Raw genomic sequence first — 16,998 nt, forward strand, 5'->3', positions numbered from 1 at the left:
GTAGTGCTTGGTGACGGGTTAGGCGATGCCGGATAGTGCCTCAGCCAGAGGGGTGAGCACCGACGGGTCCAGCGGGAGTGGCAAGTAGATGACGGCGGCATCCAAGCCGGCGGCACCGAATGCGGCGATTTCATCTGTCAGGAGCGAAATGTCGTCACGAGAACCCGATGTGAGCCACACGTGGGCTGAGGTCAGGATCTCCGAGGGGTCGCGCCCCAGCTCCATGCAATATGTATGCAGCACATCGCGTTTGCGAGCGAATTCGAGGGGTGTGCCGGTGGGGAAGTTCCAATGCTGCGCGTACCGCGCGACGAGAGGCAGCGTCCGCTTTTCTCCGTTGCCGCCGATGAGAATCGGTGGATGGGGACGCTGTGGCCCCTTGGGTTCGCAGTAGGCGTCGGTGACGGTGTAGTACTGGCCGCGGAAGCTGGTGGTCTGCTGGGAGAGCAGGTCAATGATGATGTGGCAGGCCTCGTCGAAACGGTCGAATCGTTCTGTCAGCGAGCCAAGTTCGATCCCGTAGGCGTTTGATTCGTCCTCATTCCAGCCTGCACCTAGGCCCAGCTCGAGCCTCCCGCCCGAGACGATATCGGCGGTGGCGGCCATGTTCGCGAGCACTGCGGGATGGCGGTAGTGAACGCCGGTGACCAGGGTTCCCAGACGCAGCCGGGTGGTCTCCCGCGCAAGTGCGGCCAGCATCATCCAGCCCTCTAGACAGGGCCCACTGAGGTTCGGCACCGATTGCGTGGGGGATGTGATCGGGTAGAAGTGGTCGAACAGCCAACCGGTATGGAACCTCTCGATGCCGTCGGCTTCCTTCCACACCGCCAGGATCTCGGACCAGGTGGTGTTGTGGTTGGCGGTCTTGATGTCGAAACGCATTGCTGTGCACTGCCTCTCCGCCACCTGGATAGCGTCCGCCGTCGAGCGTAAAAGTTTGGAAGGTGTGGGGACCACCCGGCCGTGAGGCGGCAGGCGGTCCCCACACCTGGCTCACGAGGTGTGAGTGTCGAACCAGTCGATGAGTTGTTCTGGGTTGTTGGGGAAGTAGTTGTAGCCGTCCCAGCGTCTGGTCGAGTCTTCGATCCAGAACAGCTTCTTATCGGTTACAGGCATGCTGTCGAAGATTGTCTGAACGTCGCTTTCCCGGGTGAGCGCGTCGTTGCGGACCTGCACCAAGAAGGTTGGGATGGTCATGCTCTTGGCATAGGGAATCGGTGACATGTCGTCGAGTTTGAAGCTGGTGATCAGCTGGATCTCTCGCTCGATGTCATCGAGGCGATCAGTGATACCGAGGATCTCGGTGATGCGCTCGTAGAACGGGCGCAGCGAAACCGGTTGGGGGGAAACGATAGCCGGGATGCCTTCGAAAACCTCGGGGCGACGGTCGTGGGCGATGAAAGTGGCGTTCATCCCGCAGCAGCGGCTGAACAACACGAGCGTCATGTCCTTGGTGTCCGGGCGCGAACGCACGTACTGGATCGAGCCGATCACGTCGCGGGACTCGAAGATGCCGTTGCTGCCGACACCTCCGTTGCCGGTCCCGCTATGCCCGAAGTTGCGCATGTCGTACGTGAGCACGTTGTACCCGGCATCATGCAGGTTCTTGTAGTCGGCCATGAAGTTGACTTCGAAGTCATTGCCTCCGGCAGCACCGATCTGCTTCCACGGTTCCAGGTGCGCGGGCAGACCGTAACGGTTGTGCCAGATCGGGTGGTTGGCGATCGCGATCTTCTTGGAGCCCTTACACGGGATGAACCAGGCATCCAGCGGAACCCCATCCTCAGACGGGAAGGACACCGACTCGTACTCCAGACCGTACTCGTCCGGCCAATGCAGGATCGGCGACCGGATCGGGCGCCCAAACGTCTCGGCGAGCTGCTTGACAAGCTGGTCTACCTCATCGACCTTCTCAGGCATGCATACCCTTTCACTTTTCTCGACTGGAATGTCAGTAAAGCACTGACCACTCCACCCTAGATCCCCTTCCCACAACCGAGAAACAAAAAATAGTTCAAGATCCACAACTTCTACTTGGGCATATAGTCCTATTTATGGCTGATCAGTCAACCGAAATCTGGGATAACCCCATCGACTTCCGGCGTCTCCAGCAATTCCTGTCCGTGGCGGAACATTCCGGGTTCACGCGGGCCGCGCAGCAGCTTCGTCTGACGCAGCAGGCCATCAGTCAGTCGATGACGAACCTCGAGAAGCAAGTCGGCGCCAAGCTGTTCGACCGCAGCGGGCGCCATATCGAGTTGACCCCAGCAGGGGAAGCCCTGCGGGACGGATCTGTCGTACTGCTCGCCGCTGCGCAGACCTTAGTGCGACAGGTCCAGAACACGGCAGCCGATGAGCCACGGCCGTTCGTGGTCGCACATACCCCCGCGATCACCGCCGAGGAAGTCCACCAGCTCCTCGTGCCCATTCGCTCGGTACTGCCCAACGTGTCGATCACCGCACTGCAGGTATTCCCGAGCGCCCTTGAGCCCGCGGTGGTTAATGGTTCAGCCGATATTGCGCTGCGGCGAGGGATAGCAATACCCAAGAATCTCGCCTCGCGGGTGATCGGTTATCACTCCCTGCGTGTCGCCGTCCCCCGGGACCACCATCTGGCAGAACGTGACTCAGTCTTTCTGAGGGATCTGCAGAACGAGCGGATCATCGTCTGGGCACCGCCGGGAGTCTCCAACTACACCGACTTCATCCTCGGCACATGCCGTTCGGCAGGTTTCGAGCCCGCATTCACCATCAACCACGTCCAAGGCACACCGCCGGTGACCGCGGTCCTCGACAACGACGGCGTCGCATTCGTCACCGCGCCCACCGGCCCCTGCCTTGCAGGCCAGGTTGTCGTCATCGACATCATCGATCCGCCGCAAGCGCCCATCCAGGCGATCTGGCTCCCGCATACCCATTCCGCGATCCGCGACGCGTTGACCAGCGGTTGAGCACGTCCACCAGGAATAGATCGCCACTGGCGAGTATGTCTATGTCCGAGGGGATTTCAGTCGCATGCCCGAGAGAGCCGGATCTGTCGGTAGACGCTCGGGGTTACGCCTACACGCCGCACGAAGGCTGTCTCGAAAAGCTCGGGGCTGAAGAATCCGAGTTGGGCGCTGATCTGCCTGATCGAATCCGTGGAGTCCATCAGGAGCCATTTGGCCCGCGCGACTCTTCTGTCCAGGAGAAGCTGGTGCGGTGTGGCGTGAAATGCGGCCGCGAACGCCTTAGTGAACTCCCGTACTGTCATGTCGACGTGGGCGGCAAGCTGGGGCAGTCCGATCATCGAATCAGGGCGCTCGTCTAGGTACTCGATCAGTGCGGCACGGGCAATCTCGTCGAGGTGACGGTACAAAACGGGCGTCCGGCCGTCGTCGCCGGCGAGCCTGCTGGATAGATGCTGCAACAAGATCTCAGTCAGCCATTCGATGGACAGTCGAGCGAAGATGTCGTCACGCCCAGCTATGGCGCCAATTTGCTCGACAATCTGATGGGCGAGCGGATCGCGTTGTCGGATAGTGGGTTTGAGATCGACCTTTTCAAGAAATCTGGATGGAAGGGTTAGTTGGCAGTACTCGACAGTGCTTCCTTGAGCGAGTGCGGAGTAGCGGTGGTTAGCCGGGATGATCCAGACATCGCCCACTCGTGGATTGGCACGTCCAGACGGTCCGTTCTCGAATTCGAGTTCCATGGTCCGTAATTGGCCACGACGATGCACGACGATGACGTGGCGCGGTTCGTGGAAGAACCAGTCAGTGGGTGTCACAACCCGCTCGGTGGCGAACACGTACTCAGCACCGACCGCGGTGAGGCTTTCCCGGGACTGGAATGCGCGAGGGGTAAGTGCCCGGGTTCCATCCCAGACCGTCAACTGACGGGTACCTGCTCTTGTGGCTGCTCTAGCGTTCGGCCACCGGCTGGGGGAGTGCGAGAAATCGTTGATGCTCTTCACGGCGCTCCTCATCGCGGGTGAGCCACTCTGCCGGCTTGCCCAAGCATGTGGGTGCAATCGTGTTCGGGTGCAACTCGTTTAACGATTGGGACGGACTCAACACAGCCTGCCGAATACCTGCGTGGTTAGTTGGCGGCGTTGAATGCGTCCACGTGAGGATATGTCGTGGCCGTTCTTGCGTGCCCATTCACGGATTGCCGTGCCGCGTCCGGCGGTCGATAACGGCACGATCCCGGCCTGTCGCAGATCTGCTGCGGATACTGACTGTCCGGGCGTGTTGGATCCAGGTGGCAAGTTGGTCGCGTAGCTTTGCCGCGTTCCTGGCAGCGCCCTCCAGTTGGGTGGCGGCCTGGCTTTGGCGATGTGTACACGCGAAGCAGTCCTGGAGGTGTCGAACTGATTTGCATAACCGCTAAGGCCAGGCCGCCTGCTGCGGTCCCACAACACGTCCCCACGTTTAGTGGCCGCGCCAGCTCAATGTACAAAAGCTATGTTGCACCTCGCCTTCACTATTCGGAGTCGTACTTGCGTAAAGCAATAGGGATGGGTGGCTTGTCTGCATGCGGGGGTGCGGTCTCAATGGCTCTTGCGGTAGGTGCTTGGAGTCGTGCCGACTCGATGCTTGAAGGTTGTTGCGAAATGGCTTGGTGTGTTGAAGCCAACAGCGATGGCGATCTCGGTGATGGGCGTCGAGGTGGTGGCGAGCAGGGACTTGGCTCTATGCATGCGGCGTTCGAGCAGGAATTGGTAGGGCGTTGCGTGGAACGCGGATACGAAGGCCTTGCTGAAGTCGGGGACGGGCATTTCGGCTATCGCGGCTAGCTGCGCCAGCGTGATCTCGGAGTCCAGGCTGTCTTCGAGGTATTCGACAAGCAGAGCTTGGGTTCTGTAATCCAGGGTCCGGCCCGTGGAACGGTGGGGGAGCGAGGCGTAGTGGTCGCCCAGATGTAGCCGCAGCGATTCGATCAACGATTCGGTGAACAGCCGGGCCGCTACATCGTCGCGGTCTGCCAGCTGGCTGACACGCTCGATCAGCTGGTGCATGAATGGATCTGGATATGCGATCCGCGGCGGGACTGATCGATCGGCTAGAACGGCGGTCGGCACCGTCACCAAGCACAGTGCGATCTCGCGTCCCCGTGCGATGGCTGTTGCCCGACGGTCGGCGGGGATCACCAGCACATCCCCGGCCTTAGGAAGAGCGCGGGTTGACGGGCCACCGTGGATGAGAAGCTCTTTGGTCTGCACATAACCACCCCGGTACACCACTACCAAGTGATGGGGATGGTCGAGATGCCACTCGCTTGATGCCCCGATCTGCTCGGTGACAAAGGTCAGTTCGAGCGTGTCTGCCACGGGTACTCCTTTCCTGGCACGCGCCGCGCAAGGGGTTAGCGGGATGTTTCGTGAACGCAATTCCCGTTGATGAAGGTCATGTCGACGGCTGTGTGCCCGATCGCGTCTTGAGGGAGGCGAAAGGGATCGCAATTGAGGACGATGAGGTCGGCAGTGTGGCCGATACGGATTGCTCCGGTGCCGTCGCGATGGTTCAGATAGGCCGAGCCAGCGGTGTAGGCGGTGATGGCGGTGCCCAGCCCGATCCGTTGCTCAGGCAGGAATGGTTTGTCTGATGTGCCGACGGCTCGGCGGGTGACGGCGACGTGGATCGCTTCCCACGGATTGGGGCTGCTCACCGGCCAGTCGCTGCCCGCGGCGACGACCGCTCCCGAGCGGGCCAGCGCGGCGAAGGGATATTGCTGGGCAGCCCGGTCGGTGCCCAGGAACGGGATGGTGAGGTCGTCCATCTGCGGTTCGTGGGTGGCCCACAGCGGCTGAATAGTGGCCGCGGCACCCCACTGCTGGAACCGGGGAATATCGACTGGCGCAACGACTTGCAAGTGCGCGAGGTGATGACGGTTATCGGTCCATCCGTTGGTTCGGCGGGCCGCTTCAACGGCGTCGAGAGCCTCACGCACCGCCCGGTCGCCTAGGGCGTGGAAGTGCACCTGAAAGCCCAGCTGGTCCAGTTCGGTCACACAGCGGCACAGTAGGTTCGGGTCCACGAAACTGAGCCCGCGGTTTTGTGTGTGATGGCCGCAGCAGTCAAAGTACGGTTCGATCATTGCGGCGGTAAAGTTCTCAGCGATGCCGTCCTGCATGATCTTGACGGTGCTGGTGTCAAATCCACTCTGGCGATGAATTTCCCGCCGCTCGCACAGTTCCTCGATCTGTTCGGTGTCGCGAGTACGGTCCCACCACAGGGCGCCAACCACTTTGGCTGTCAGCTGTCCAGTAGCGATCGCGTCAAGGTAGGCACCGGTGACATCAGGCATGAGAGGGGAGTTTCCGAGCAGGGCGTCCTGCCAGCCGGTGATCCCGTAGCTGTGCAGGAGTCGCTGGGCGGCAAGCAGGCCAGATAGCCGCTCTCGCGCGCTCAGGGGCGGGATATGCTGCGCGACAAGGCCCATGGCCCCTTCTTGAAATACGCCGGTGGGAGCGCCGGTGTGGTCGCGTTCGATGCGGCCGTCGGTAGGATCGATGGTGGTGCTGTCGAGCGATGCCCGTTGCAGCGCGCATGTATTGGTCCAGGCCCCATGGTGATCCCGGTTGACCAGATAGACAGGACGGTCCGGCACGACGGCATCGAGTAGTTGGCGCGAAGGCATTCCTCCGTCGAATAGTTCCATTGACCATCCGCCCCCGGTGATCCACTCCCGGTCCGGGTTTGTGCGGGCGTAGATCGATATCGCCTCTAGGCATTCGTTGACCGTGGTGGCGGAGGTGAGATCGGCCTGCTGGCTTTCGATTCCGGCCACTACGGGGTGGACGTGTGCGTCAATGAATCCCGGCAGAACTGCTCGGCCCGCTAAGTTGATTACTTCCGTGGTTCGCCCGCGCGCCGAGCGCGCGGTCTCGCCGAGTGCGGTGACACGGCCAGACCTCACCGCTACCGCATTGTGCCGCGTGAACGGACTGTCCATGGTGTACACGGGACCGTTGATGAACAGAAGATCCGCTGGCGGTGTCAAAGGTGTTGCCTGCCTTTAGGAGTCAAATCCCAGGCCCATCGTGTCGAGGGCCCTGAGGAGCAGATTTCGTTTGCCTTGGTGATGGTCGGCACGGTCCAGCGACCATCGGGTGGCGCCGATCCCCAGCGCCGCCAGTGGCTCGGGTGGAAACGGTAATGGCATGGTTGAGACCATTTGCAGTTCAGTGCGCTCGGTGTGGGTCCCCTCGAGGCGATCGAGCATGACGTCGGCGGCAAATCGGGCGGCGGCTACTCCCAGACCGGTGAAGCCGGCGGCGTAGGCGACCTTGCCGCGGTGTGCGGAGCCGAAGAAGGCGCAGAACCGGGTGGAGGTGTCGATCGCGCCCGCCCATCGATGCGAGAAGTGAACGTCCTCGAGTTGAGGGAACGTGGTGAAAAAATGCGAAGCCAAACGCCGGTAGGTTTCGGTGCGATTCTCGTAACGCGCTTTGAGTCCGCCGGCGAAGTGATAGACGGCGTCGTAGCCGCCCCACAAGATCCGGTTATCCGGGGTCAGCCGGTAGTAGTGGAACTGGTTGGCCATATCGGAGATGCCCTGTCGATGCCGCCAGCCCACCTGGTGCAGTTGGCTGTTGGTCAGCGGTTCGGTCACTAGCACGTAGTCGTAGACCGGTACGGTATGCAGCCGGTATCGGCGCAACAGTGACGGAAACACATTGGTGGCCAGGATGACTCGGTCACCGGTGACCGATCCGTGTTCCGTGCGTATCTCCAGGCCAGCACCGTTGCGCCGCTTGATCGCCATGGCTCGGGTGTTTTCGAAGATCTCGGTTCCGCCATCTGTTGCCGCGCGGGCCAATTCGGCTGCGAGCTTGGCTGGGTGCACCAGCGCTGTGGTGTCCGTCGACCACGTTCCGGCAAGATAGGTCGGCGAGTGAATTTCGCTCTGCATGGTCTGCCGGTCCAAGAACCGGTTGCCCGGAGCGTTGACGGTCTGGGTCAGTTCGTTGGCCTGGTAGGGCTCTACCGCGACCGTGATCGACCCGGCCCGGTCGAAATTGCAATCTAATCCCAGGGTTTCGACGGCGTGCTCGATGCCATCGAGGTTCTCCATCCCGAGCCGCTCGAGCCGTTCCATCTCTGTGGGCCAGCGGCGACGGCCGTTGGCACTGCCGTGGGTGAGGCTGGCTTCAACGAATCCGCCGTTACGCCCTGATGCGGCCCATCCCACCGTGTGGGCCTCGATGACCGCGACGGTGATTCCCGGGTTGCGTTGCAGTGCCCTCAGCGCCGACCAGAGCCCTGTGTAGCCGGCCCCGATGATCACCAGATCGAAATGGCGCCGTGGCGCGACCGACAGTGGCGGATAGCTTGCAGTCTCAGGTAGGTCATCGAGCCAGAACGGAGCGAGTGCCGAGCCTGCCAGGGCCCGAGCGACCAAACCCGGCGCCGGGGGCTGACGTTCAAATACGGTCTGCATGCCCTGACCTCAAAGACTTGCCGCGGTCGATGTGCCGTCTGCCAGTGGGCTAGGGGCAAGCACGATGGCGTCACTGTCGGTTCCGGCAGCGCCGCGGAAATACGGTGCGCGGCGAACCCATTTCGACCACGCCGATATCACCAGGCCGATAGCGATGATTCCGGCTGGCACCGCGACGAGGAACTTGCCGTTGGCTGGATCGAAGGCGAAGTCGGCGTCCTGCACCCAGTACTGCTGGGCGAGGTAGCCGCCGAGTCCCAGGAGCGTCAGCGCCGACACGGCGGGGACGACGACCGACCGAAGTGCCGCCGCGGGGCTGGTTTTCAGGTCGCCACGGAAACGGATGGCGCAGGCGAGACCGCCGAGGCCGTAGTACAGCGACACCAGCAGGCCCACGGATGTGACGGCCGCATTCACGATGGTGCTGAGGGTTCCTATGGTGACCGATAGTGCGGCGATCAGTGCGGCGGCCGTCATGATCAAAAGGGTTCCGGCTGCCGGTGTTGCGTAGCGGGGGTGCAGGCGGGCCCATACCTTGCCTAGTGTTTGGTCGCGCCCCATCGCGAGGGTCGCCCGGGCGGTGGGCAGGACTCCGGCTTGCAGCGAGGCGACGGTGGAGAACAGCAGCGCAAGTAGCGCTAGGCCGGCGATCGGCTGTTCGGCCAGTTTGCCGGCGTAATAGGTCAGGCCTTGTGGTCCTTGCTCGACGATTTCGGCGGGGGTCAGTACTCGCTGAAACGCGATGGCTGCGAGCGTGAACATCGCGGCTATCAGGCCCAGCGCCAAGAACCCGCCCCTGCTGGCGTCGCGCGGGTTCCGGGTTTCCTCGGTGACGCAGAACGCCGCGTCCCAGCCCCAGTAGAAGTAGACGGCCACAACCATGCCTGCCGCGAGTACCTTCGGCGATTCGATGCTTGCCGGGGACAGCCATGCCCACTCGAACGGATGCGTGCCCGCGGCGATGCCGTAGATACAGAACCCTGTGAGCACTAAGTATTCGAAGATGATCAGGTAGCGCTGCAGAGCAGCGGCGATGTCGGCTCCGCGGATCGCGGCCAGGGTCACTGAGAGCAGGACCGCCAGCCCAACAGCGGTGGTCACGGGGGTGGAAGTGGGGTCCAGGGCCAGAGCACCCACCGACGTCCAGCCGAGTTCGTTGAGGAACTGCAGGATCACCGCACCGCACACCTGGCTCCCGTAGGCCAGGAAGACCGTGGTACCGGCAACAGCGACCCAGCCCGCCTGAAATCCCAGCCACGGACCGAGCGAACGGCCAACCCACACGTAGCCGTTGCCGCAATTGCGCTCGACCTGGTTGAGCCGGGAGTAAGCCAGCGCTATGCCCAGGATCGGCAGTAGCGCCAGCAGAAGGATGATCGGGATCGCGGGTCCGACCACGGCACCGATTACACCGAGCCCGATGCCGATGCTCATGGCCGGTGCGGTGCTCGACATCGCGATTACGGCGCTGTCGACCGGGCCGAGGACTTTGGGCATCCTGCTGGGTCGGCTGGCGCCGGGGTCGCGGACGGGGCTGATCTCTGGATCCATCGCTGCTCCTTGGTGTCGGGACCTGACACGTCATCGAGATCTGAGACATCCAATGCGACGCAGCGCGATAGCGTCAATGGTGTTGACGTAAGGGAGTGTGGTGCTGGCTTCGGGGGTCTTCGACATCACGACCGTTGCTCTAGCATCCGTTGCATGGATGCCGTATTCGAAGCCGAGGCGATCTGGCGTGTATTGCCCACTGATCTGAGATCGGCTCTGCACGCACAATCAACCGAACCGCTCGCCGACGAGCTTCTTGGGAAATGCAGCGCGGTTGTCGAAAAGCACGGTGTTCCAGTGTTCTGGCGACCGGATCCCGACACATTCAGCCAGTACCGGCTACATCCCGCCCTGGTCGAATATCTCAAGACTGCGAAATCGTGATACGTGGTCGGAGGGACGTTCAGCGCGGTATCGATACGGGGCTTCAGCGCCGCGTCCAGCCGTTCTGAGCCACCGGCCCGGAAGCCTCTAGTTGCTCGCTTTATTTGTTCAGGGCGTCGCGGGCCTGGTCGTGAGCTAGCAGGGCCACACTCAGGGAAAGCCGCGAGGCCGGGTCATCGAGGCTATGGCCCAGTATGGCCTCCAACTTCGCCAGCCGGGGGTATAAGGCGGTTCGGTTCCGGTGCGAGCGCCGGGCCAGCTCACTTTTGCTGCCGCCGACGGCCAGGAAGGTGCGCAGCAGGTCAACCAGACCCGGGGCATGCTGCGCTTCGTAATTAAGCAGCGGCCCTAGTTCGGACTCGGCGAACTCTTGGAGACGGACATCGTGACGCAGTGCCAGGAGCAGGCCTTCTAGCCGGATGTCGGCCTGGGTGAAACAGTGCCCAGGCCGGCGGGCCTGATTCACCGCGGCATCAACCACCATCCGGGCGGTCCGCACTGAGCCAGCGACTCCCAGCACGGTGGGTGTCTGGGCCCCGGTGGCGCACAGTGCCTCTGACCGAACCCCGCTGAGCCGTTGTGCGAAGTCAGCGACGGCACGGCGCAGACGCTGCTCGGATGCCGCCCCGATGAGGGCCACGACATGGCTGGACCCCAGGAGCCCGGTCACGGCGTCGGCACCCGACTCGGCCAGACACTGGCGGACTTCGCCGCCGAGGTTGAGCAGCGTCCGGTCGCTGGGCGTAAGCGATCCGGAGTCCGCGAAGCGCACCGCCAGACCCACGAGTACCCGTGGTGAGGAGATGCCCATGGCGGTCAGCCGGTCACGGGCCTGTGCTTCGCTGTCGAGTTGCCCGTCAAGGATTTCCGAAAGGAGCCCGGCTTGGACCTGCAGCCCGATCATCATGTCGTCGCGCCGCATCATGCGGGCCAATTCGAGGGACCGGGCGGCCCGCTCCAGCACAATGCGTGCGCGTTCTTCCCGGTCGCTAGCCAAGATGACCAGCTGGCCCCAGCGTTGGTGACCGGATCCGACCGCCCTGCTCATCCACCGCTCGGCAACGCTTGCGCCGGGTTCTCGTTCGCGCCGGCCAGTTTCCTCAGCGGTCCGCGAGCGCTGTTCCCAGTTGATGAGCAGCACCTGCGCGGGGATGGCCGACGACGCCGAGGCCAGTACGCCGCGTGACAGGTCCTCTAGTACGACTGGGCTTCCGGCCAGTTGTTCTGCGGTGGTCACGATCCTTTCGAAGCCGGCCCGCGAAAGGTTGAGCTCGGTGAAGACTTCGTTGACCTGGTCGGCGAACCGGTGTATCTCTGACTGTTCGGTCACGATGCGGCGGTGGACGCGTTCGGTCACCTCCACGAATCGCACCGGACGGTGCAACACGATCACGGGCAGTTCCGACTCCCGGGCCGCCTTCAATGCGGTAGCTGGGATACGCGGAAAGCTGGGGCTCAGCTCGACCATCAGGCCAGCTGCTCCGGCTTGGACGAGCTGGTGAACAAACTTCGTGGAGGCACTGGGTGCCCGGCTCATACCGATACCCGTAGTAAGCACCAGCTCGTTGCCGACCAAGATCGCGGCGACGTCATCGATATCGGCGACATGTACCCAGCGGACAGGTCGGCCCATGTTCAGTTCACCACTAAGAACTTCCGGATCGCCAGCTGCTACGACATCCAAATCGACGATGTCCTGGACGGTGACTTGCATGCTTTCAGGCTAGCGAAGTGAGGCGACACTATGTCGTATGTATCGATAAGCGAGCGACTAATTGTTGCTGTTCAGGGGTGAGTCAGGTGGGGGAGGATGTGCCTTATGGCCGTATCTGTCACCCACCCGCCGACTGAAATCCACCACTGGATCGGCGGTCGCCGCGATCATGGCGTGGGCGCCCGCCGCGGTGACGTGCGCAACCCTGCTACCGGACGGGTCACCGGCCAGGTGGTGTTTGCCGATCCGAGCGATGTGGATGTTGTGGTTGCCAGTGCCCGCGGCGCGCTGACAACCTGGTCGAAGACCTCCCTGAGTACGCGCACCCGAGTCATGTTTGCTTTCCGTGAGCTGCTCAACGAGCGCAAACATGAGCTGGCCGCGATCATCACCGCCGAGCACGGAAAGGTGCTCTCCGATGCGCTCGGTGAGGTGGCGCGGGGCCAGGATGTCGTCGAATTCGCCTGTGGGATCGCGCACCTGCTCAAGGGCTGTAACTCACCCTCGGTGTCAACCGGAGTGGACGTGAAGAGCCTGCGCGAACCGCTGGGCGTGGTGGGCATCATCAGCCCGTTCAACTTCCCGGCGATGGTCCCGATGTGGTTCTTCCCGATAGCGATTGCGGCCGGTAACACGGTGGTACTCAAACCCAGCGAGAAGGATCCGTCCGCGGCGATCTGGATGGCTGAGTTGCTGCGCAAGGCAGGATTGCCCGACGGTGTCTTCAACGTGTTGCACGGCGACAAGGTGGCCGTCGACGGTCTCATCGAACATCCCGAGGTGGCGGCCATCAGCTTCGTCGGCTCAACACCTATCGCCCGCTACGTCTACGAGAGCGCGACCCGCAGGGGTAAACGCGTGCAGGCCCTCGGCGGTGCCAAAAACCACATGGTGGTGCTGCCAGATGCGGATCTGGATTTGGCCGCCGACGCGGCGGTCAACGCCGGATACGGTTCGGCCGGAGAGCGCTGCATGGCCATCAGCGTCGTTGTCGCTGTCGGTGACATCGGCGACGACCTGGTCGCCAGGATCGCTGAACGCACAGCGACCATCAAGGTGGGCGAGGGAACCGGCGACGCCGACATGGGCCCATTAGTGACCGGCGAGCATCGCGACAAGGTTGCGACCTACGTCGCCGCCGGCGAACTCGACGGGGCCAAGGTTGTGCTGGACGGTCGGACAGTGGACGCGGCGGGGGAAGGCTGCGGATTCTGGCTGGGCCCCACCCTCATCGACCATGTGCAACCAAACATGAGCGTCTACACCGACGAAATCTTCGGTCCGGTACTCAGCGTGGTCCGGGTGCAGACCTACGAGCAGGCGCTTGCCCTGATAAACGACAACCCATACGGCAACGGCACTGCCATCTTCACCGAGAACGGCGGCGCGGCAAGGGCATTCCAGAGCGACGTACATGTGGGCATGATCGGGATCAACGTCCCGATCCCGGTGCCGGTCGCGTTCTACTCCTTCGGCGGTTGGAAGGCATCGCTGTTCGGCGACACGCACGCCTACGGCACCGAAGGAGTCCACTTCTTCACCCGCGGCAAGGTGATTACCAGCCGATGGCCCAATCCCGCCAGCATCCGCCCCGCAGGCCTCGAGCTTGCGTTCCCCACGACCCGATGAGCAGCCGCGTCTACGAACTTGACCGGGCCCATGTCTTTCACTCCTGGTCTGCTCAAGCAGAACTCACGCCAATGGTCATCGCCGGAGCCCAAGGATCCTGGGTGTGGGACGAGCACGACAACAGGTTTCTGGACTTCTCCTCCCAGCTCGTCTACACCAACGCAGGACATCAGCACCCCAAGGTCCTGGCCGCTATCAAGGCGCAGGTGGACCAGCTGTGCACCGTGGCCCCGCAACACGCAAATGCGGCGCGTTCGCAAGCGGCACGGCTTATCGCCGAGATCGCACCGGCCGGCATGAACCGGATCTTTTTCACCAACGGCGGCGCCGACGCCAACGAGCACGCCGTGCGGATGGCCCGTCTGCACACCGGACGGCCCAAGATTCTCACTGCCTACCGCTCCTATCACGGCGGCACTCAGACGGCCATCAACCTGACGGGGGACCCGCGCCGGTTCCCCAATGACTCCGGCAGCAGCGGCGTCGCCCGCTTTTTCGGACCGTTCACCTACCGCTCGGAATTCGGGGCACGGACCGACGAGCAGGAGTGTGCTCTGGCGTTGCGGCACTTGGGCCGTGTCATCGAGGCGGAGGGTCCCGAGACAATTGCGGCGATTCTGCTGGAGACGATTCCGGGCACCGCGGGCATCATGGTGCCACCAGATGGCTACCTCGAGGGAGTGCGGGAACTGTGCAATCGTCACGGCATCTTGCTCATTCTGGATGAGGTCATGGCTGGGTTCGGGCGTGCCGGACGCTGGCTTGCACTGGACCACTGGGGTATCAGCCCGGACCTCATCACCTTCGCCAAGGGGGTCAACTCCGGGTATGTGCCGATGGGTGGCGTGGTGGTCGGCGACGCCGTCTACGACACCTTTGCTCACCGCCCCTATCCGGGCGGTCTCACCTACTCCGGGCATCCGCTGGCCGCAGCCGCCGCAGTCGCCACGTTGCAGACCATGGCCGCTGAAGACATAGTCGGCAACGCCGAGCGCATCGGTGCCGGGATACTGGGTACGGGGCTGCGCGAGCTGGCTGGCAGCCATCCTTGCGTGGGCGAGGTGCGCGGTACGGGGGTGTTCTGGGCCATCGAGTTGGTGGTCGATCGCGACACCAGGGAGCCGCTACATGCGGGCGGCTCGGTGGCAGAAGCCACCGCGCGCATCGTGGGCGAATGCAAGTCACGCGGCCTGCTTCCATTCGCCACCGCCAACCGCATCCATGTGGTCCCGCCGTGCACCATCACCGAGGCAGAGGTCCAGCTGGGTTTGGAAATCCTCGACAAGGCGCTGACCGCCGGCGACGATCTGACTGTCCGGTGATGGCCGACGCCAGCCGGGCACCCGGCGTCGGTACCGAGCACATCAATGCCGCCGCGTGGGAGCTCGACCTTGAAGCATTGACCGAAGGCGTCATCACCGGTGAGCCCCGTGCGGGCGCCCAGGCGATCTATTCGATATTGGGCGTCGAGATCGGAATCTGGGAAATGACACCCGGCGCGGCCTCTGATGTCGAGGAGGATGAGATCTTTGTCGTCCTCTCCGGGCTCGGTTCCATCCAGCATGAGGACGGCTCCATCACCCCGCTGCACCCGGGCAGGCTGGTCCGGCTGCATGCCGGGCACCGCAACACCTGGCATGTAACTCACACGATTCGCAAGGTCTACCTGACACCAACAACCAGCCCCGCCGTTTCACCGGAGCAGAGCACGAAGGGGCCCCTATGAGCCCGGTACAGAACTATGTCAACGGCCACTCCCTGGCCTCGGCGACAAGTGAATTCATCACACTGATCGACCCGGCCACCGGTCAGCCTGACGGTCTGTCACCGATCTCGACCACACAGGGGTCGATGAGGCCATGACGGTAGCCGCGGCTGCTTTCCAGCAGTGGCGCCGTACCGCACCGTCGCAGCGCCAGCTCCTATTGCTGCAGTTGGCCGACGCCATCGCGGCTCACCGCGACGAACTCGCCAGGCTGCAGAGCCGTGATACCGGGCAGCCGCTGCGCTATGTACTTAGCGAGGAAATCGACCAGGGGGTGGACCAATTGAGGTTCTTCGCCGGCGCCGCCCGCTTACTAGAAGGCAAGTCGAGCGGGGAGTACCTGACCGGGTATACCTCGAGTGTTCGCCGCGAACCCATCGGTGTGGTCGCGCAGGTAACCCCCTGGAATTACCCGTTCGCGATGGCGATATGGAAGATCGCACCTGCCCTGGCCGCCGGAAACACCATCGTGCTCAAGCCCAGCGACACCACACCCCGCTCCACCGTGCGGCTCGCGCAGATCGCCAGGCAGATCCTGCCCGCGGGGGTACTGAATGTCATCAACGGCGATGCCAGCACCGGGCGCGTCATGGTCGAACACAATGTTCCCGCGTTGGTGGCAATCACCGGTTCAGTGCGGGCCGGCATCGAGGTGGCGACTGCCGCGGCTGCCAGGCTCAAGCGAACGCACCTGGAATTGGGTGGCAAGGCACCGGCGATCGTGATGGCCGACTGCGATATCGCCGCGGCGGCAGCAGGAATCGCGGCCGCAGCGTTCTTCAACGCCGGTCAGGATTGCACAGCGGCCACCCGGGCACTGGTCGATGAGCGGGTCTACGAGCAATTCGTGGACGCGTTGGTCAAAGTAACTCGGCAGATCCGCCCCGGCCCGCCAGAGGACGAAGACGCCGACTACGGCCCACTGAACAACGCAGCACACCTGGACAAGGTCAGCACGGCCCTTGGCGAGTTGCCCGACCATGCTCATGTCTTGACGGGCGGCCACCGGGTGGACACCGAAGGATTCTTCTTCGCGCCTACCGTCATCGCCGGAGTGGACCAAAACGATGCCATCGTGCAGAACGAAACCTTCGGCCCGGTCCTTACGGTGCAGCCGTTCACCACCGCGGAACATGCGATCAGCATGGCCAACGATGTGGCGTATGGGTTGGCCGCCAGTATCTGGACCAAGGACCACGGTATGGCCGAAAGGCTCACCCGTGAACTGGATTTCGGATGCGTATGGATCAACACGCACCTCCCGTTCGTTTCCGAGATGCCACACGGCGGTTTCGGCGCTTCCGGCTACGGCAAGGACCTGTCCGGATACTCTCTGGAGGACTACACGCGCATCAAACACGTCATGAGTGCGCACTACTGAGGCCGCCATACTGTGGTGCGCGGCGGGCTAGCGGTGTTACGTGGCGCCCGCCGCGAGCACGAGTTGCGACCACCGCCGTGCGGTCGGGCCTGAATCAGTTGGCGCACCGATGTTTCCGCCAAAGCTGGCACAAATTGACAGGCTCAGCAC

The 16,998-nt window shown here is 63.0% G+C and carries 13 protein-coding genes and 2 pseudogenes; 6 read left to right on the top strand and 9 right to left on the bottom strand.

The genetic code is table 11. From position 1 onward, the window contains the following. Nucleotides 1-18: 18 nt before the first annotated feature. On the bottom strand, nt 19-882 hold the full coding sequence (locus tag AB0H22_RS17030; RefSeq protein ID WP_358147564.1) for an LLM class F420-dependent oxidoreductase: 864 nt from the start codon (nt 880-882) through the stop codon (nt 19-21). Between the two features lie 111 nt (nt 883-993). Next, on the bottom strand, nt 994-1,920 hold the full coding sequence (locus AB0H22_RS17035) for an alpha/beta hydrolase (protein WP_180751549.1): 927 nt from the start codon (nt 1,918-1,920) through the stop codon (nt 994-996). Between the two features lie 134 nt (nt 1,921-2,054). Between AB0H22_RS17035 and AB0H22_RS17040 the strand changes: the two genes are divergently transcribed. Further along, entirely contained in the window at nt 2,055-2,951 is an 897-nt protein-coding gene (locus AB0H22_RS17040; RefSeq protein WP_358147566.1) for a LysR family transcriptional regulator, read from the top strand. A gap of 56 nt (nt 2,952-3,007) precedes the next feature. Here the strand turns inward: AB0H22_RS17040 and AB0H22_RS17045 are convergent, their stop codons facing one another. The 6 genes and pseudogenes from AB0H22_RS17045 to AB0H22_RS17070 all read right to left on the bottom strand — a co-directional run bounded on the left by AB0H22_RS17045 (nt 3,008) and on the right by AB0H22_RS17070 (nt 9,975). Beyond that, a complete protein-coding gene (locus AB0H22_RS17045; RefSeq protein ID WP_358147950.1) occupies nt 3,008-3,874 on the bottom strand; it encodes a helix-turn-helix transcriptional regulator in 867 nt (288 codons plus the stop codon). 177 nt (nt 3,875-4,051) lie between these two features. After that, nucleotides 4,052-4,283, bottom strand: a pseudogene (locus AB0H22_RS17050) (histone-like nucleoid-structuring protein Lsr2); the annotation flags it as partial. Nucleotides 4,284-4,531: 248 nt separating this feature from the next. Beyond that, on the bottom strand, nt 4,532-5,311 hold the full coding sequence (locus AB0H22_RS17055; RefSeq protein ID WP_358147568.1) for an AraC family transcriptional regulator: 780 nt from the start codon (nt 5,309-5,311) through the stop codon (nt 4,532-4,534). Nucleotides 5,312-5,346: 35 nt separating this feature from the next. Further along, nucleotides 5,347-6,984: an amidohydrolase gene (locus tag AB0H22_RS17060; protein ID WP_358147570.1), complete on the bottom strand. Its 1,638-nt coding sequence runs from the start codon at nt 6,982-6,984 to the stop codon at nt 5,347-5,349. Between the two features lie 15 nt (nt 6,985-6,999). After that, nucleotides 7,000-8,424: an FAD-dependent oxidoreductase gene (locus tag AB0H22_RS17065; protein WP_358147572.1), complete on the bottom strand. Its 1,425-nt coding sequence runs from the start codon at nt 8,422-8,424 to the stop codon at nt 7,000-7,002. A 9-nt stretch (nt 8,425-8,433) separates the two neighbouring features. Beyond that, nucleotides 8,434-9,975, bottom strand: coding sequence for an APC family permease (locus AB0H22_RS17070; protein ID WP_204836919.1), 1,542 nt, complete (start codon nt 9,973-9,975; stop codon nt 8,434-8,436). Between the two features lie 153 nt (nt 9,976-10,128). On the opposite strand from AB0H22_RS17070, the gene AB0H22_RS17075 reads away from it, so the two are divergent. Beyond that, a complete protein-coding gene (locus tag AB0H22_RS17075) occupies nt 10,129-10,359 on the top strand; it encodes a hypothetical protein (protein WP_358147574.1) in 231 nt (76 codons plus the stop codon). Between the two features lie 100 nt (nt 10,360-10,459). Here AB0H22_RS17075 and AB0H22_RS17080 read toward each other — a convergent pair whose 3' ends face one another. Then, nucleotides 10,460-12,073 carry a PucR family transcriptional regulator gene (locus tag AB0H22_RS17080; protein WP_358147577.1) on the bottom strand — a complete coding sequence of 538 codons (1,614 nt, stop codon included), beginning with the start codon at nt 12,071-12,073 and terminating at the stop codon, nt 10,460-10,462. Between the two features lie 105 nt (nt 12,074-12,178). On the opposite strand from AB0H22_RS17080, the gene AB0H22_RS17085 reads away from it, so the two are divergent. From AB0H22_RS17085 to AB0H22_RS17100, 4 genes and pseudogenes are all read left to right on the top strand, one after another. Then, entirely contained in the window at nt 12,179-13,702 is a 1,524-nt protein-coding gene (locus tag AB0H22_RS17085) for a CoA-acylating methylmalonate-semialdehyde dehydrogenase (RefSeq protein WP_358147579.1), read from the top strand. After that, a complete protein-coding gene (locus AB0H22_RS17090; RefSeq protein ID WP_180751542.1) occupies nt 13,699-15,024 on the top strand; it encodes an aspartate aminotransferase family protein in 1,326 nt (441 codons plus the stop codon). Before AB0H22_RS17085 ends, AB0H22_RS17090 begins: the two co-directional genes overlap by 4 nt. Beyond that, the gene (locus AB0H22_RS17095; RefSeq protein ID WP_358147581.1) at nt 15,024-15,428 is read left to right on the top strand and encodes a cupin domain-containing protein; all 405 of its coding nucleotides are present in this window, start codon (nt 15,024-15,026) and stop codon (nt 15,426-15,428) included. The genes AB0H22_RS17090 and AB0H22_RS17095 overlap by 1 nt, the downstream gene beginning before the upstream one ends. Next, a pseudogene (locus AB0H22_RS17100) lies at nt 15,425-16,848 on the top strand (aminobutyraldehyde dehydrogenase). Before AB0H22_RS17095 ends, AB0H22_RS17100 begins: the two are co-directional and overlap by 4 nt. Nucleotides 16,849-16,998 lie beyond the last annotated feature (150 nt).

The sequence above is a fragment of the Mycobacterium sp. NPDC050853 genome (assembly GCF_040653875.1).
GTDB lineage: Bacteria > Actinomycetota > Actinomycetes > Mycobacteriales > Mycobacteriaceae > Mycobacterium.

Bases quoted from the DNA above. Each gene is read 5' to 3' on its own strand.
- AB0H22_RS17090 (WP_180751542.1), top strand. From the start codon at position 13,699: ATGAGCAGCCGCGTCTACGAACTTGACCGGGCCCATGTCTTTCACTCC.
- AB0H22_RS17075 (WP_358147574.1), top strand. From the start codon at position 10,129: ATGGATGCCGTATTCGAAGCCGAGGCGATCTGGCGTGTATTGCCCACT.
- AB0H22_RS17065 (WP_358147572.1), bottom strand. From the start codon at position 8,424: ATGCAGACCGTATTTGAACGTCAGCCCCCGGCGCCGGGTTTGGTCGCT.
- AB0H22_RS17080 (WP_358147577.1), bottom strand. From the start codon at position 12,073: ATGCAAGTCACCGTCCAGGACATCGTCGATTTGGATGTCGTAGCAGCT.
- AB0H22_RS17085 (WP_358147579.1), top strand. From the start codon at position 12,179: ATGGCCGTATCTGTCACCCACCCGCCGACTGAAATCCACCACTGGATC.
- AB0H22_RS17095 (WP_358147581.1), top strand. From the start codon at position 15,024: ATGGCCGACGCCAGCCGGGCACCCGGCGTCGGTACCGAGCACATCAAT.
- AB0H22_RS17035 (WP_180751549.1), bottom strand. From the start codon at position 1,920: ATGCCTGAGAAGGTCGATGAGGTAGACCAGCTTGTCAAGCAGCTCGCC.
- AB0H22_RS17040 (WP_358147566.1), top strand. From the start codon at position 2,055: ATGGCTGATCAGTCAACCGAAATCTGGGATAACCCCATCGACTTCCGG.
- AB0H22_RS17030 (WP_358147564.1), bottom strand. From the start codon at position 882: ATGCGTTTCGACATCAAGACCGCCAACCACAACACCACCTGGTCCGAG.
- AB0H22_RS17070 (WP_204836919.1), bottom strand. From the start codon at position 9,975: ATGGATCCAGAGATCAGCCCCGTCCGCGACCCCGGCGCCAGCCGACCC.